Origin of the sequence: Levilactobacillus sp. (assembly GCF_022646225.1) — a bacterium.
In the GTDB taxonomy this organism is placed as follows: domain Bacteria; phylum Bacillota; class Bacilli; order Lactobacillales; family Lactobacillaceae; genus Levilactobacillus; species Levilactobacillus suantsaiihabitans.
Genome location: NZ_JALCJA010000001.1, coordinates 88,316 through 103,036, shown reverse-complemented (window position 1 = coordinate 103,036; position 14,721 = coordinate 88,316). Strand labels below are relative to the sequence as shown.

At 53.4% G+C, this 14,721-nt stretch carries 18 protein-coding genes and 1 other annotated feature; all 18 genes read right to left on the bottom strand.

Going from position 1 to position 14,721, the window contains the following annotated elements; genetic code table 11:
* Nucleotides 1-22: 22 nt before the first annotated feature.
* Entirely contained in the window at nt 23-1,738 is a 1,716-nt protein-coding gene (recN, locus tag LKH74_RS00595; RefSeq protein WP_287708000.1) for a DNA repair protein RecN, read from the bottom strand.
* A gap of 74 nt (nt 1,739-1,812) precedes the next feature.
* Nucleotides 1,813-2,268: an arginine repressor gene (locus LKH74_RS00590; protein WP_125575189.1), complete on the bottom strand. Its 456-nt coding sequence runs from the start codon at nt 2,266-2,268 to the stop codon at nt 1,813-1,815.
* A 92-nt stretch (nt 2,269-2,360) separates the two neighbouring features.
* A complete protein-coding gene (locus tag LKH74_RS00585) occupies nt 2,361-3,176 on the bottom strand; it encodes a TlyA family RNA methyltransferase (protein WP_135367942.1) in 816 nt (271 codons plus the stop codon).
* Nucleotides 3,177-4,079: a polyprenyl synthetase family protein gene (locus LKH74_RS00580; RefSeq protein WP_287708001.1), complete on the bottom strand. Its 903-nt coding sequence runs from the start codon at nt 4,077-4,079 to the stop codon at nt 3,177-3,179. It abuts the gene before it with no gap.
* Nucleotides 4,069-4,317, bottom strand: a complete 249-nt coding sequence (locus LKH74_RS00575; protein ID WP_135367944.1) for an exodeoxyribonuclease VII small subunit — start codon at nt 4,315-4,317, stop codon at nt 4,069-4,071. The genes LKH74_RS00580 and LKH74_RS00575 overlap by 11 nt, the downstream gene beginning before the upstream one ends.
* Nucleotides 4,310-5,662, bottom strand: coding sequence for an exodeoxyribonuclease VII large subunit (xseA, locus tag LKH74_RS00570; RefSeq protein ID WP_287708002.1), 1,353 nt, complete (start codon nt 5,660-5,662; stop codon nt 4,310-4,312). Before xseA ends, LKH74_RS00575 begins: the two co-directional genes overlap by 8 nt.
* Nucleotides 5,649-6,515, bottom strand: coding sequence for a bifunctional 5,10-methylenetetrahydrofolate dehydrogenase/5,10-methenyltetrahydrofolate cyclohydrolase (locus tag LKH74_RS00565; RefSeq protein WP_135367946.1), 867 nt, complete (start codon nt 6,513-6,515; stop codon nt 5,649-5,651). The genes xseA and LKH74_RS00565 overlap by 14 nt, the downstream gene beginning before the upstream one ends.
* A 575-nt stretch (nt 6,516-7,090) precedes the next feature.
* The gene (nusB, locus tag LKH74_RS00560; protein ID WP_135367947.1) at nt 7,091-7,519 is read right to left on the bottom strand and encodes a transcription antitermination factor NusB; all 429 of its coding nucleotides are present in this window, start codon (nt 7,517-7,519) and stop codon (nt 7,091-7,093) included.
* On the bottom strand, nt 7,516-7,959 hold the full coding sequence (locus LKH74_RS00555) for an Asp23/Gls24 family envelope stress response protein (RefSeq protein ID WP_125575196.1): 444 nt from the start codon (nt 7,957-7,959) through the stop codon (nt 7,516-7,518). Before LKH74_RS00555 ends, nusB begins: the two co-directional genes overlap by 4 nt.
* A gap of 39 nt (nt 7,960-7,998) precedes the next feature.
* Nucleotides 7,999-8,559, bottom strand: coding sequence for an elongation factor P (gene efp, locus LKH74_RS00550; protein ID WP_125575197.1), 561 nt, complete (start codon nt 8,557-8,559; stop codon nt 7,999-8,001).
* 76 nt (nt 8,560-8,635) lie between these two features.
* Nucleotides 8,636-9,700 (bottom strand): M24 family metallopeptidase, encoded by a 1,065-nt coding sequence (locus LKH74_RS00545; RefSeq protein ID WP_287708003.1) that lies wholly within the window; start codon nt 9,698-9,700, stop codon nt 8,636-8,638.
* A gap of 98 nt (nt 9,701-9,798) precedes the next feature.
* Nucleotides 9,799-10,092 carry a 50S ribosomal protein L27 gene (rpmA, locus tag LKH74_RS00540; protein ID WP_125575279.1) on the bottom strand — a complete coding sequence of 98 codons (294 nt, stop codon included), beginning with the start codon at nt 10,090-10,092 and terminating at the stop codon, nt 9,799-9,801.
* A 24-nt stretch (nt 10,093-10,116) separates the two neighbouring features.
* The gene (locus LKH74_RS00535; RefSeq protein WP_135367949.1) at nt 10,117-10,455 is read right to left on the bottom strand and encodes a ribosomal-processing cysteine protease Prp; all 339 of its coding nucleotides are present in this window, start codon (nt 10,453-10,455) and stop codon (nt 10,117-10,119) included.
* A 27-nt stretch (nt 10,456-10,482) separates the two neighbouring features.
* Nucleotides 10,483-10,791, bottom strand: a complete 309-nt coding sequence (rplU, locus tag LKH74_RS00530; RefSeq protein ID WP_011667708.1) for a 50S ribosomal protein L21 — start codon at nt 10,789-10,791, stop codon at nt 10,483-10,485.
* A 21-nt stretch (nt 10,792-10,812) separates the two neighbouring features.
* Nucleotides 10,813-10,891, bottom strand: a sequence feature (ribosomal protein L21 leader region).
* Nucleotides 10,892-10,939: 48 nt separating this feature from the next.
* A complete protein-coding gene (locus LKH74_RS00525) occupies nt 10,940-11,611 on the bottom strand; it encodes a TetR/AcrR family transcriptional regulator (RefSeq protein ID WP_225428693.1) in 672 nt (223 codons plus the stop codon).
* Nucleotides 11,612-11,988: 377 nt separating this feature from the next.
* The gene (locus LKH74_RS00520; protein WP_287708007.1) at nt 11,989-12,531 is read right to left on the bottom strand and encodes a dUTPase; all 543 of its coding nucleotides are present in this window, start codon (nt 12,529-12,531) and stop codon (nt 11,989-11,991) included.
* A gap of 10 nt (nt 12,532-12,541) precedes the next feature.
* Nucleotides 12,542-13,483 (bottom strand): hypothetical protein, encoded by a 942-nt coding sequence (locus LKH74_RS00515; protein ID WP_287708008.1) that lies wholly within the window; start codon nt 13,481-13,483, stop codon nt 12,542-12,544.
* Nucleotides 13,476-14,354: an exonuclease SbcC gene (locus tag LKH74_RS00510; RefSeq protein ID WP_135367952.1), complete on the bottom strand. Its 879-nt coding sequence runs from the start codon at nt 14,352-14,354 to the stop codon at nt 13,476-13,478. The genes LKH74_RS00515 and LKH74_RS00510 overlap by 8 nt, the downstream gene beginning before the upstream one ends.
* Between the last annotated feature and the right edge of the window lie 367 nt (nt 14,355-14,721).

Below are 14,721 nucleotides of genomic sequence, written 5' to 3'. Positions count from 1 at the left end.
CAAAGTTCAGGTAGTCGCTTTTTTATTTCCGTTTCTTAGCGTGCTTTTCCTTAACCTCATCAGCCAACCCCAGCAACTCATTAGCGTGTTCCAACGCCAATTTTGTGACTTGGGTGCCGGCCGACATGCGGGCAATCTCGCTGATACGGTCCTTTTCAGTCAAGCGCGTCAGCTTGGTTTCGGTCCGCTCACCGACGATTTCCTTGGCAATAAAGTAGTGGTGATCGGCCATGGCCGCAACCTGAGGCAAATGCGTGATACACAGCACCTGTGAGGCGCGGGCAATGCCGCTGATCTTTTCGGCAATTGCCTGGGCGACCCGACCGCTGACTCCGGTATCCACTTCGTCGAAGATGATCGACGTGATGCCTTGCGACTCGGAGAAAATGGTCTTTAACGCCAACATGATCCGCGACAATTCCCCACCGGAGGCAATCTTGGCCAACGGTCGCATGGCTTCACCGGGGTTGGTCCGCAGGTAGAATTCCACGTGGTCCAACCCCGTGCTCAAAATCGGCTGGGACTTGGAGCGGGTGAAGTGCACCGCAAAGACCGTCTTGTCCATGTACAGATCCGCCAGCTCGCCGTGGATCGCCGCCTCCAGCTTCTCGGCAGCTTGTTGGCGGGCCTTACTCAGCTGTTCGCCCAGCTTTAACAACGTCGTGCGTTGGGTGGCCACTTGGCCCTCCAAGTCGTCGGCCGTTTCATCGGTGGCCTGCATTTGCTTCAATTCGGCGGCAATCTTGTCGAAGTACTTCAAGACTTGGGCCTCGGAGTCGCCGTATTTGCGCTTCAATTGGTTGATGACTTCCAAGCGCCGTTCAATCTCGTCTAAACGCCCTTCGTCCCACTCCAGCAGGTCCAACTGCGAAGACACGTCGCCCACCGCGTCGCTCAAGGCGTAATAGGCCGTCTCCAGGCTACTGGCAATCTGCTTGAAGGCCGGGTCGAAATCGGCAATGCCCTGCATCGCCTGCATGGCGCCACTGATCTGGTCGGTCGCCCCGGGGGCGGTATCCTCCCCCGTCAGTGTGACCTGAACCAGCTGCAAGGCATCGTTGATCTTCTGAAAGTTATCCAGCCGGTCGCGTTCGGCCACCAGACTGTCCTCTTCACCGGGTTCCAGTTGGGCCGACTCGATTTCGTTGACCTGGAACTTGAGCATGTCCAGGTGTTGGGCCCACTCCTTTTCGTTGGCCCGCTTATTTTCCAGCGTCGCTCGCAACTGGGTGTACTGCTCGTAGACCGCCTGGTACCGCTGTCGCAGCTTGGCGACCGTGGCTCCGGCAAATTCGTCGAGCATCCCCAGGTGTTTTTCCGGCTGCATCAATTCCTGGTGTTCATTTTGGCCATGAATATCTACGGCCGTTTCACCAATGCGCTTGAGCGTACTGGTGTTGACCAGCATCCCGTTGACTCGACAGGTGTTGCGCCCGTTTTGATGAATCTCGCGTTGTAAAATGACGCTGCCGTCATCGTGGTCGATGCCCAGGTCGTCTAAGACCCGATACGTGGTGCCCCCCTCCGGAAAGACAAAGCTTCCCTGGATGATGGCTTTGTCGGTCCCGGTCCGCACGAAACTGGCCGATCCGCGACCGCCGGCTAGTAGCCCCACGGCGTCAATGATGATGGATTTCCCGGCACCCGTTTCCCCAGTAAGGACGGTCATGCCATTTTTAAATGCCACGTCGAGTTGGTCGATGATGGCAAAATTTTTAATAGACAGCTCTTGTAACACGTCTGGACCCCCTAAAGAAAAGACCACTGCTGCTTCGTCAGCTTTTGCTGGTCGTCAGTCGTGGTCTGGTTTACCTAATCCGCAAGCATGCGGTCAATCGTCTTTTCTAATTGTAAGGCACCCTGGTGCGAAACACAAACGGTCAAGACCGAACTGTCGTCGCCCACCGTCCCAAAAACAAACTCATATCGCATCTGGTCCAACAGTGACGCAATGACTGGGCCGTTGCCGGGTAAGACCTTGAGAATCGTGAACTGGTCTTGCACCGCAAAGGATATGTAAGCATTTTGTAAGGTCCGTTGGAGTTTCTTTTGGGTGTCGATCTTCTTTTGGACAGGCAGACTGTACCGGTAACCGCCAGATTCTGCCGGCAGTTTGACCAGTTGCATCTCCTTGATATCCCGCGAAATGGTCGCTTGCGTCACGTGGATACCGTCCTCTTCTAATAGCCGGACAAAATCCTCTTGCCGCTCAATTTCTCGCGATGTCAGTAATCGCTTGAGTAATTGTTGGCGTTCCTGCTTCTTCATACCTAGCCCCCCTTATGTGATAAAAATGCATAATCTTATCATATACCAGACCTAAGTATTTGGAAAGTAAATTCTCATAAATTTCTCATAATCTATTGTTTTAAGCCTTTGTAGGCAGCGTCAATGGTGTCTGCCACCGAGACCGAACTTGCACAAACTGCATGTTTATCAACTGAGCGTAAATGCACGAGGAACTCAATATTCCCTTCACCCCCGCGAATCGGCGAGAAATCCAGGCCTAAAACGCTATACCCCGTGGCCACAGCAAAGTCGATAATCATCTGAACTACTTGCGTATGCACATCACGGTCACGGACAATGCCGTGACTGCCCACGTCTTCGCGGTCGGCCTCAAATTGCGGCTTGATCAGCGCCACCACGTCGCCGTTCAGGGCCAAAATGGCCTTCAAAGGCGGCAAGATCATTTTCAGTGAAATAAAGGAGACATCAATGGAAGCAAAGGTGGGCTGGCCCTTGGTGAAGTCAGCTAACTTACTGTACCGGAAATTGGTGTGCTCCATGACGATGACCCGTGGATCTTGGCGCAACTTCCAGACCAACTGGTTACTGCCGACATCCAACGCGTAACTGAGCTTGGCACCATTTTGTAACATCACGTCGGTGAAGCCCCCGGTCGACGAGCCGATGTCGAGGACCACCCGATCGGTGACATCGATGTCAAAGGCCTTTAACGCCTTGGCCAACTTGAATCCGCCCCGCGAAACGTAGGGTAAGGGATGGCCCTTCAAATGCAGCTCCGTATCCACGGGGATCAAAGAACCCGGCTTGTCCAACCGCTCTTCGTTCGTTCCCAAAATCTCACCCGCCATCACGGCGCGTTTGGCATCATCTAACGACGTGTACAAGCCCTGTTCGACTAAGAGGTCAGCGACCCGTTTTTTCTTCATCTATTTCACCCGTTTCGTATCAAAATAACTAAAGAACGCGGCTAACAGCTCGGTATCCACTGATGCCGGTACCGCTTGCAGGGCGGCCTGCCCCTGAGCAATCGTCTGGATCAAGGCCTGATTGGCCCCGACCAGCCCCAGCTTGCCCGGATAGGTGTTCTTGGCCTCGCCCGCATCCTTTTGGGTCGCCTTGCCCAATTCGGCCGGCGTGCTCACGACATCCAAAATGTCATCGTAGATCTGAAAGGCCAGCCCAAAGGCATCCGCAAATTGGAGATACGGTGCCCACTGCGTTTGCGGTGCTCCGGCCAAGATCAACCCGGCCTGGACCGCGTAGTGCAGCAAAGCACCGGTCTTTTCGCGGTGCAAGACCCGCAATTGGGCCATCGGCAGGTCCACGTGTTCGTTTTGGACATCCTTGGCCTGACCAGCCACCATGCCGTGAGGCCCCGCGGCGACGGCCAAAGCTTGAACCAACGCTGCCTGCGTAGTCGCCGGTAGGTCGGTTGCCGTTAGCCATTGAAAGGCCAGCGTTAACAGCCCGTCACCGGCCAACGTGGCCATCCCCGCCCCAAACTTCATGTGGTTGGTGGGCTCGCCCCGCCGCAAGGCATCGTTATCCATCGCCGGCAGGTCGTCGTGAATCAACGAATAGGTATGCAACAATTCTAGTGCCATGACCGGCCGCCAGTCGCGCTCGTCGTCAAACGTCGCGCCTAGCGTTTGCATCGTCGCTACCGTCAACAGCGGCCGCAACCGTTTGCCCCCCGCCAAAACGGAGTAGCTCATGGCTTCGGCCAACCGCGCATCGCCACTATCGGTCGCAATCGCGTCTGCCAGGGGCGCGTTTAGCCGCGGCACCCAGGTCGTTTCAAAGGTTTGGAGCCGTGAATCAATCGGCATCCCCATTGCCCCCTTGTGGCGTTTCAAAGGCGACTTCTTGGTCTGAATCGTTCATCATGGTCGTCAACGTCTTTTCGGCATCTTGCAAGGTCGCTTGCAGGCTCTTGCTCAACGCCACCCCTTTTTGAAATTGGTCCAGGGCTTGTTCCAAAGGAATGTCGCCTTGTTCCAACTGCGACACAATGGTCTCTAAAGTGGTCAAATTCTCTTCAAAAGTTGGTTGTTTTTCATCACTCATGGTTAGCCTCCGTTGCTGGTGTGATTGTCTTGATCTCTGCTTCTGCCGTGCCGTCGCTCAAATGAATCGTGGCGGTAGTGGGCTTAAGGTCCGTGACACTCTTAACCACGTGGTCGTTTTGCGTCACGTAACTGTACCCTCTGCCCATGATCTTCAGGGGACTCAAATAATCCAATCCATTGATCAATTGGGCCACGTGTTCTTGGGTCGTCGTCAAGTAGCGCTTGGCTTCGGTGTTCAGCCGCGCCGTCGTTTGGCTCACGGTCAATTGGTCACGGTGGACCCGCTCCAACGGCGATTGGCTCCGCAAGCCCTGTCGCGCCAACTGAAAGCGTTGCTCGCGTTGGCGCAATTGCGTCTGCATACTTTGTCCCAAGGCCTGTTGGGCCCGATCGAGCCGCTGCACGTAGGTTTCGTACAGGCGTTGTGGTTGGCGGAACACGTAGGCTGTCATCAATTTATTCAAGCGCTCTTGCTGGAACGTAATGCGGTTGTTCATCGCATTAAAGAGCCGCGTACGCTGCTGGCTCAGTTTCAATAGTTCCTCGCTCAAGACTGGCACGGCCAGTTCGGCCGCCGCGGTCGGCGTTGCGGCCCGTACATCGGCCACTAGATCGGCAATCGTGGTATCCGTTTCGTGGCCGACCGAGGAAATGATCGGCAACCGACTGGCAGCAATGGCCCGGGCCACGCTTTCTTCGTTAAAGGGCCAGAGGTCTTCAATCGACCCACCGCCCCGGCCAATGATCAACGTGTCAAAGGAGCCATTGGCGTTGGCCCGTTGGATTTGACGCACGATATCGGGAGCCGCCGCATCCCCCTGGACCACTGCCGGATACAACACGATCTGGGCAATCGGATAACGCCGCCGCGTGGTCGTGATGATATCCCGAATGACGGCCCCACTGGGACTGGTAACGACCGCAATGCGCTTGGGAAAGCGCGGTAACGGCCGTTTGGGCGCCGTAAAGAGGCCTTCATCGGCCAATTTCTGTTTCAACTGTTCATAGGCTTGATATAACTGACCCACGCCGTCCGGTTCCATCCGTTCCACGTAGATCTGATAATTTCCGGTCGGTTCGTACAGCGAGATGCGGCCGGTCACCAGAACCTTCATCCCGGTCTCCGGCGTGAATTTCAGCTTCTCAAAAGCCGACTTAAACATGATCGCGCTGATCTTGGCGTGGTCGTCTTTCAAGCTAAAGTATTGATGGGCGTGCGGCCGCAGGCGAAAGTTGGAGATTTCCCCCGTCAGGTAGACCTTGCCCAAATACGGGTCCACGTCGAATTTGCGCTTTAAATACTGGGTCAGCGCCGTAACCGTTAAATAATCAGTTTGTGCCACGTTCCTCACTCCACTCACAAAGGTCAACCGTCTGTTGCATTAACGTCGCAATCGTCATGGGCCCGACACCTCCGGGAACCGGCGTGATGGCCCCCGCCCGTTTCACGACGCCGTCGAAGTCCACGTCACCGGTCAATTTGCCGTTCTCGTCGCGATCCATCCCCACGTCGATGACGATAGCTCCGGGTTTGACGTCCGTCTCCTTGATCAAATGTGTGACGCCGGTCGCCACGACCAATACGTCGGCCTGTTGGGTCAACGCGCTCAGGTCCTTGGTGTACACGTGCGCCACACTGACCGTCATGTCGGCGTTTAGCAGCATCGAGGCCATGGGCCGGCCCACGATCATACTACGGCCGACGACGACCGCGTGTTTGCCCCGTAAATGGGTGTGTAGCGAGTCCAGCATGGTCATAATCCCCCGCGGCGTGCACGAAACGGGGTGATGGCCCGGTAAGTTGGCAAAGAGCCGACCGACGTTTAATGGATGGAAGCCATCCACGTCCTTGGCCGGGTCGATGTGGGCGACCACTGCTTGTTCATCCAAGCCCGCGGGTAAGGGTGACTGGACCAGGATGCCATGAATGGCTGGGTCCTGATTGTATTCGGTCACGACTTGTAACAGGTCCGCTTGTGAAATCGTTGCGGGAAGTTGCCGCACCACTGAGTTGATGCCCAGTTGGCCGGCCTTCTTGTGCTTGTTACGCACGTAAATGGCGCTGGCGGGATCGTCACCCACAATAATCACTGCTAAGCCGGGCACGATGCCGCGCTGGGCTAAACTTGCCACCCGGTCCTTAGTTTGGGCGTTGAGGTCCTTGGCCAGTTGCTTACCGTCAATAATGGTCGTCATGAAGTACTTCCTCCCGTAAATTTCAAGTTAACTTCCATTTTAGCATAGTTGACCTGAAAACGGGACTGCATCGTAGCGCAAAATGACCCGGAAGCTACCCGTTAAATGGGTTAACCTTTTGTCAGTAGATAGGGCCTGGTGAAAGAAAAAGAGTGTGACGACAGGCGGTTAACTGGCGAGCATTAACGGTGTTAGGCGGATAATCCCGGTTCTGGATTATTTGCCTAACAGTGTTAAGCGGAACCAGTTGCCTGTTGGCGCACGTTTCGGCTATGAGGCCACTTTGAGACGTGGTCTTTGGCTCAAAGCGAGGTGTCGAGACCGCCCTCTGGCTTGGCCTGTCCCAGCGTTCCAACCCATATTTGGCGAACGGTAGGCGGCCAATTCGTATCATGTGACTGTAAACGACTATTTTTGACGTCATGAATCGCATGCTAACAGTAGTTCCAGCTGATTGCCGGCTTTCAAGCTTCAGGTTCACTCTGGATTCGCCCGCACCCCGAGCTGGCGAGACATCTGACTTGAATAACCAAAAAAGACTGGCCGCTAAATACTAGCAGTCAGTCGATTTGTGACTAGGATTGTGAATCCAAAGGTTCGTCCAACGTGTGCGCGAGCACCCCGTTGATGAACCGACGAGACCGGTCATCGCTGAAGTTCTTGGCCAATTCCAAGGCTTCGTTGACGGCGACTCTATTTGGCACGTCTTCCACGTAGTCAATTTCATAAAAAGCGATCCGCATGATCACCAAGTCAGTCTTGGCGATCCGCTTGAGTTGCCAGCCAGTGCTCAGGTACTGGTCGATTTTCGCATCCAAGTCAGCTTGGTGTGCCAAAACGCCAGTAACCAGCGTCTGGAGGTATTCAGGCACCGGAACGGTTTGGTCGGGGTCATCCGTCAAAACACGTTGATACAACGCATCGTGATCGGCATCAGGATTAGCGTTCAATGCAAAGAGCATTTGAAATGCGCGTTCCCGAATTTGATGTCGTGTAAGTGTCACTTTTGGTCACTGTCTCCTTCATCGCTCTGGTCAAACAGGTTATCAGGGTCGACCTGTTGCGCCGTCTTTTCGGGAATGACGCCCTCAACGTGTACGTTAACTTCACGCAACTTCAGGTCCGTCATGAACAACAATTGTTGCTTCACGTTATCTTGAATGGCCAAGGCAACCTTCGGAACCGCTACCCCGTAGTTCAAGTAAACGTAAACGTCAACTGCTAATTCGTCGCCGTCAAAGACCAGCTTCACGCCCTTACCGTGTTGTTCCTTACGACCCAACAGTTCGGTGACGCTATTCGCTAAAGAACCCCGCATCCGAGCGACGCCTTCGGTTTGGCTAGCCGCAATGCCGACGATGATTTCGAGGACTTGCGGTGCCACTTCGATTTTGCCCAAAGCAGGTTCCTTGGATTCTAAAATAATATTAGTATCTTCTGCCATTCGTTGACCCTCCCTTACTGATTCAATGGATCGTAAAACCTAGGCGCGAGAAATGTAAGTCCCATCGGTTGAGTTGATGGAGAGCTTGTCGCCTTCGTTAACGAAGAATGGCACTTGAACAACCAAGCCCGTGTTCATGGTAGCTGGCTTGGAACCACCAGAAGCGGTGTTCCCCTTGATGCCAGGTTCCGTCGCAACGACTTCCAAGACTACCGTGTTTGGTACTTCGATTCCCAGCACTTCGGAACCGTATTGAACCAAGTCAACGTTCATGTTTTCTTGTAAGTAAGGCAGTTGGTCCTTGATCTGTTCGCCAGGCACTTCGATTTGTTCGAAGTTGTCGGTGTCCATGAAGACCCGATTGTCGCCATCTTCGTACAGGTATTGCATGGAACGCGTTTGGATGTCCGCTTGTTCCATCTTAGCACCGGCACGGAAAGTCTTTTCTTGAACGGCACCCGTCCGTAAGTTCTTCAGCTTTGAACGAACGAAAGCGCCACCCTTACCAGGCTTAACGTGTTGGAATTCAATGATGCGCCAGATTGCGTGATCGACTTCAATTGTTAAACCATTTTTAAAATCAGCAGTAGAAATTGCCATAATGTGTTAGCCTCCTAAAATATGTCCTCTTTATAATATCAATTCTTACCCATAAAAAGCAAGATTGGCGTGCCACTTACAGAATAATTAAATTTCGCGGCACGGTCGTCAGGATTTCATGACCGGTCTGGGTGACCAACAGATCATCTTCGATCCGAATGCCCCCCTTGCCCGTGAAGTAGACCCCGGGTTCAACGGTGATGACCTCATTGGGGGCCAAAACGTCCGGCCACCCGCGGCCAATGTTGGGGCCTTCATGGATATCCAAACCAATCCCGTGACCAGTACCGTGGATGAAGGCGGGACCGTAGCCCTGATCAGTTAAGTATTGCCGGCCAATCACGTCCAGCTCATCGCCAGTCGCGCCGGGACGAACCGCCGCCATGATCTTTTCTTGAGCCGTTTGCACGGCGCGATAGGCCGCCGTTAGTTCTGCGCCGGGATCGCCCAAGGCCACGGTCCGGGTCAGATCCGAGGTGTAGCCGTCTACGTAAAAGCCACAGTCAATGGTGACCAATTCGCCGGTTGCTAAGACCTTGTCACTAGCCTGCCCATGGGGCCAAGCGGACCGCACGCCACTGGCCACGATGGTCCCAAAGCTGGGGCCGGTCGCGCCGTGGTCTTGCATCCACCGTTCTAGCCACTGAGCCGCCTGCCGTTCGGTCATGCCCGCGTGCAGCACTTCCAACAAGGCCAAGACGCCCTCACTGGTCAATGCCGTCGCCCGGCGAATCGCGGCCACCTCGGCGGGTTCTTTGACTTGACGCAACTCGTCGATCACATTTTTCAGTGGGACGATGTCCGTCATCAAATGCTCATCTAGCCACTCAAACTCGGCTAAGGTTAAACTATCTTCAATTCCCAGTACCGTGGCCCCAGCGGCCTCTAAGGCATCATCTACGGCTTGTAAGTAGTCGCGGGTGATGGTTTTCGGCACCGCTGGCATCGTGCTGGCCAACTCGGCCTCATAACGCGCGTCCGTAATGAACACGGCGTCATTTTGCGTGACCAACAGATACCCGTCACCGGATTCGACACTGGTCCCCACCAGATAACGTTGATTACTAGGGGAAGACACCAAAAAACTATCAATACTCAGTCCTGCAAACTTGGCCTGCAGGCGTTCGATTCTAGTCGTCATTTAACCTCAGCCTCCTTGAAGATTGGAAGAAAAAAGAAGAACTCAAAGCGAATTGGTCTCGCCTCAAGCTCTTCAGTCGTTACGAGGAAAACCTCGTGTTATTTAGCTGCTTCTTCTGCAACTGGGTATACGGATACTTGGCGCTTGTCACGGCCCAGACGTTCGAATTTAACGACGCCAGCAGCCTTAGCAAACAACGTATCGTCACCACCGCGGCCTACGTTCAAGCCTGGGTAGATGTGCGTCCCACGTTGGCGGTAAAGGATAGAACCAGTAGTAACCGTCGAACCATCAGCAGCCTTCGTCCCAAGACGACGACCAGCAGAGTCACGACCGTTAGCAGTGGACCCACCACCTTTATGGTGAGAGAAGAATTGTAAGTTCATGTTCATCAGCATAAGTTTCACCTCCGCAATTTAGTCTTTGATTTCAGCGAATTCAACAAAATCCGCGTAATTTGTGGCGACATCTCTTAACCCATCCGCAAAACTCTGGAGGAGTGTTTGTCCCTTAAGTTCGGTCGATGCTTCCAGCTTTGGTGGCAGGTGAACTTCCAGAAAGCCCCCCGCCTGATCACGATTGTCGACTGACACCGGAATCTTGGCGACCCGTTGTAAGCCATTAACTGTCGTAATCGCAAGCACCGAAACCGCAGCGCAAACAATGTCTTGACCATACTCACCTGAGTCAGCGTGGCCAGTGATTTGAAATGAGTTGATTCGCTTCGCACCGTAGTGGATTGTCGCGTGAATCATCGAGATCGCCTCTCTTATTCGTTAGGCTTAAGCGTTGATAGCATCAACGACAACCTTAGTGTATGGTTGACGGTGACCCTTCTTCGTGTGTTGGCCCTTCTTGGCCTTGTACTTGAAAGTCACAACCTTCTTTTCCAGACCCTGCTTTTCAACAGTCCCAGTTACGGTTGCACCAGCAACAGTTGGCGTCCCAATCTTAGGCGTGTCGCCACCGACAAAGACAACTTGGTCAAAAGTAACCTTTTCACCAGCTTCAACGTTCAACTTTTCGACGTAAACAGCTTGGCCTGCTTCGACCTTGTACTGCTTGCCGCCAGTTACGATAATTGCGTACATGTATGTGCACCTCCTTCATATTTTTAGACTTAGACTCGCCGAAAACGAGTGCTCCGCAAGCGGAAAACTTAAAACTCGTCCCGAGCGGTTGCAGCTGTGGAAGTCCACAAATACAACATGAAAATTGTACTTGATGGGGCCCTTCGTGTCAAGCTTTTTCTGCATTGGCAAATGAATCGACACCGACCGGGGCGAACCAGGCCGCCAGGGGCGTGGTTTCCGGCGCCAGCAACTGACAAAAAGTTCGGGCCAAAAATTCGGGTCGGTAACGCCGATTGTCATTTAGCCAGTGATGAACCAGCCCGGTAAAGGCTGTGGCCAAAAAGGCTGCCTGGACGTCGACTGGCGGTTCATCCCCCGCCGGCGCTGGTAATTGCCGACCGTAAGCCGTCAACTCGCGTTCAAACCGCTGCAAGAGCCGCGGTTGAAACTGCGTGAACTGTGGGTGGAGCAAGACCAACAGAATTTGGTGATGCTCATCCACGTAACGCAGGGCCGGGCCCAACGCAAAGCCGGTGGTGGGCTCTCCTTGCGGTGTGATGACGGTCGCCTTAGCGGTCGCAAACCACTCATCGATCACCTGCTGTTCTGTCTGTTCTAAAAAGTCCAATTTATCCTTGTAATGAAGGTAAAAGGTCCCTCGAGTAATCTGTGCTTTTTGCGTCAACTTCTGCACGGAAATCTGCTTCAACGACTGCTGCTGCAACAGGATGCTCAGCGCCTGTCGCAGGCGTTCATTGGTCCGTACGACGCGTGGGTCTTTTTGACTGATAGGTCTCGCTCCTTCCCTGCTAGAAAGGGGCTGTGCCAGCTTGTACACAGTCCCTTAGTCTCACCAATTCATCGCGTTGAAATTAGTCGTTTACAGTCTCATATAGTGAAAAATGCCCGCCTACCGTTCTCAGCCGACCTATCCCCAGTTAGTGGCCACTATTGGTGAGTGACACGTTCTGCCGGAGACGGCCGGAGATGGAACCAGCTGTATCGACACCGTAACCTGACGTTACTCAGTCAGGTTACAGCGTGGGCGCCTTGGAAGACTTGCGCATTTGGCAAGGCTTCCACGCGAGGTGAAAGCCCGCCCTTTGGCTGGAACCGTCCCCTATAGCCCCCTATAGCAGGTGGAATTTCCGGCCGTCGCAGGCCTTGTCATGCAGCCTAGTTTTCGCGCAACGGTAAGGCGGCCCGAGCGATCAATCAGTAATTGTTTGCTTGACGGTCCAGGTTGACTTGGCGCTTGGCTTCGTAAGCGGCTTGGATCTGGTCTTGGCTGAAGCCGAAGTCCACGAACCCCCACTTCAGGAACAACCGCCAAGCATGGCGGAAGTCCTCTTGTCGGTGGGCGAAATGGCTGTTGAACAGCATCCGCTTTAAGATCAAGTACTGTTGGTCCAAGTCCTTGGCCGGTCGGCTGTTGGCTAACGTGGTCAGGTCTTCTTCCGTCAACATGATCAGATGCGTCCAGGTCTTCTTGGCTGATACCAAGAAGAAAAAGTCCATGGCGTCCGTGTATTCCGTTAATAGCGTCTCTTCCGGCGTTTGCCCGTCGTCAGACTTGCCGCGGTGCGTCTTCCACACCTTGAACCACTCCGAGGTGTTGGCCACCTCAGCGAGTTCCACGTCTAAAGCCACGTAGGCATTTTCAATCTGTGACTGCCGGGACATTTCAATATCGCGATCCCGGGTGATCTGCTCATCTAGGGCGATCGATTGTTGAACTAACTTTGCTAACTCTAACACGTGTACCCTCCTAGCCGAAAATCAGGGGATCAGATTTAATTTCAAGGTCCGTCAAGTTTTCTAAGTACCAGTCACGCATGAACGGGTACTTGAGTAAGACGTCGAACCACGATACCTTCTGGTCGTCATCGTGCACGGTCAAGACCCACTCTGGTTGCCCTTCCAATTGGTTGTTGAAAATATCGACCACAACGCCGTGCTCCAACGCAATTTCCGCGCCGTTGCCGTTCACACCGTTGGTCAACATGTAATCTTCCTTGGCCGCCATCACGAATAAACGGTCGACGACGCCGGCTGGTAAATCAGCGGCCCGCACGGCATAGTTTTGCCGGTTGGCAGCGTCGAGTAAGTTGAAGTCCACGGAGTAGCCGTAGTCTTCTTTTAAGTACCGGGCAAAGTCCACCAGGATCTGGACGGACGTTTTGACCGTTTCGGCCGGCACCGTATCGTGGAGGTCGATGATAAATAATTGTGTCAGAGCGTGGCTGTTAAACCGGAACATTTTACGTTCTAGGTTCAGGTAAAACAGGGATTGGCCCGTGGCCCGTTCGCGGTAGTAGACCCCACCGTTTTCGGACGTTTCGACGCGGAAGTTAAAGGTCCCCCGGTCGCCCAGTGGTGTTAATTGCTGGGTCAATTCCTCGTGGTGGTCCCGCGATTGTAAGATCACGTTTTTGCCTTGGTCGTGTAATTCCAGCATCCGGGACATAAACAACAGGTAGTAATCTGCGTTGCTGTACTGGTGCGGGAAGGTCACGTAATCGGAATCCAACTTAAAGTCCGCCAGTTCCGTTGCCGCCGCGACCAATTCGTCTGGTTCCGTGGTCTTGATCAACTGATCCATCAGCTTGGTGAACCGCAGTCCCGTTTCCAGGCCGTCCTTGATGGCATCGTTGTAGTTGAGCAACCGGCCACTAGTCGTCAAAGTCGAGGGGTCATTTTCGTTAATCATTGTTTAGCACCTCGCCCTCGCTCTTGCCTAAGAGACTGTTCAAGTAATCCGCATACAGACTCGCATTGTGCGCTTCAAAGTGTTCGAAGTCATCAAAGGCATCGCGGATACTTTGCTTTTCGTAATTCAAAATCGTGTCTTCTTTCGACAGCACCAAAATCTTGTCATCGTTTTCCTTGATGGTCTTGTGGGCGTTCAAGGCTTGTTCGTCTTCGTCCGCCAACTTGGTCAGCTGGTCGATGATATTTTGCCGTTCGTCCTTGAGCTTGCCGGAATCCCAAGGCATGCTACTCTTGGAACTGTTTTCCTTCAGCTGTTCGCGCAAGTCCGCCTTTTGGTTGTCCCGCGTGGTTTGGGCATCCACCAGCCGTTGGAGCTGTTCACTTTGACCGGAAATGGACTCGATCTGGGCGGTGTTCAACCGTTGACCGTGGGCTTCTAAGGCAAAGGAGTCCTTGAGCTTTTGGTATTCCTTTTCGTCGAACTTAAACTGCACGTTGATTACGTCTAAGTCGCCGAATAAACGCCGGTCCCACCAGTTCCCAAAGTAAATGTGGAACAGTCCCGTGGTATATTCTTCGTAGTAGAAGAACGGGTAGATGTGGCCTAAGTAGTCAATCAATTTGTCACTTAAATAGTGGCTGATTTCTGGGTGAATATTGTCGACCAGTTCGGCCAGATGATTGACGCTGCGAGTCGAACGGGTCTTTTTAACTTCTTGGTAGTAGCGCACTTGGTCCAACAGTTCGTAGACCTGGCGATCATCGCCGTGCTGAACCGCCGCCTGTAAGGTGCTTAAGTAATCGAGCTTGTTGGCGATTGCCTGTGTTAAGGTATCGGCGGCACTAGCTTGTTGTTCTTGATTTTCCATGGATTATCCCTCATTATTCTGATGTTCCCTAGCGCTTGCCGTGAACATTTGGTTATATCTTCATGTTACCAAAAATTCTGTGAGAAAAAAGCAGTTTGCCCGAAGTTTTAGGGGAAATGCAGGAATTTTTCCTTATCGCCGGACTTCGGTCGGGGTTTCGTTGGTGACACTGGTTGTACTGGCCGCCTTACCGTTCGCCAAATATGGGACTGGAACGCGGTGGGCGGACCGTTTCAAGCCTGAGAGACGGTCTTGAAACTCGCTTTGAGCCGAAGAACACGTCTCAAAGACGCCAGTTGCCTAAGCGACAAGCCCAGTCGCTAAGGCAACTCCCACGGCTGAGCCCATATTTGCCGAACTCTCGGCT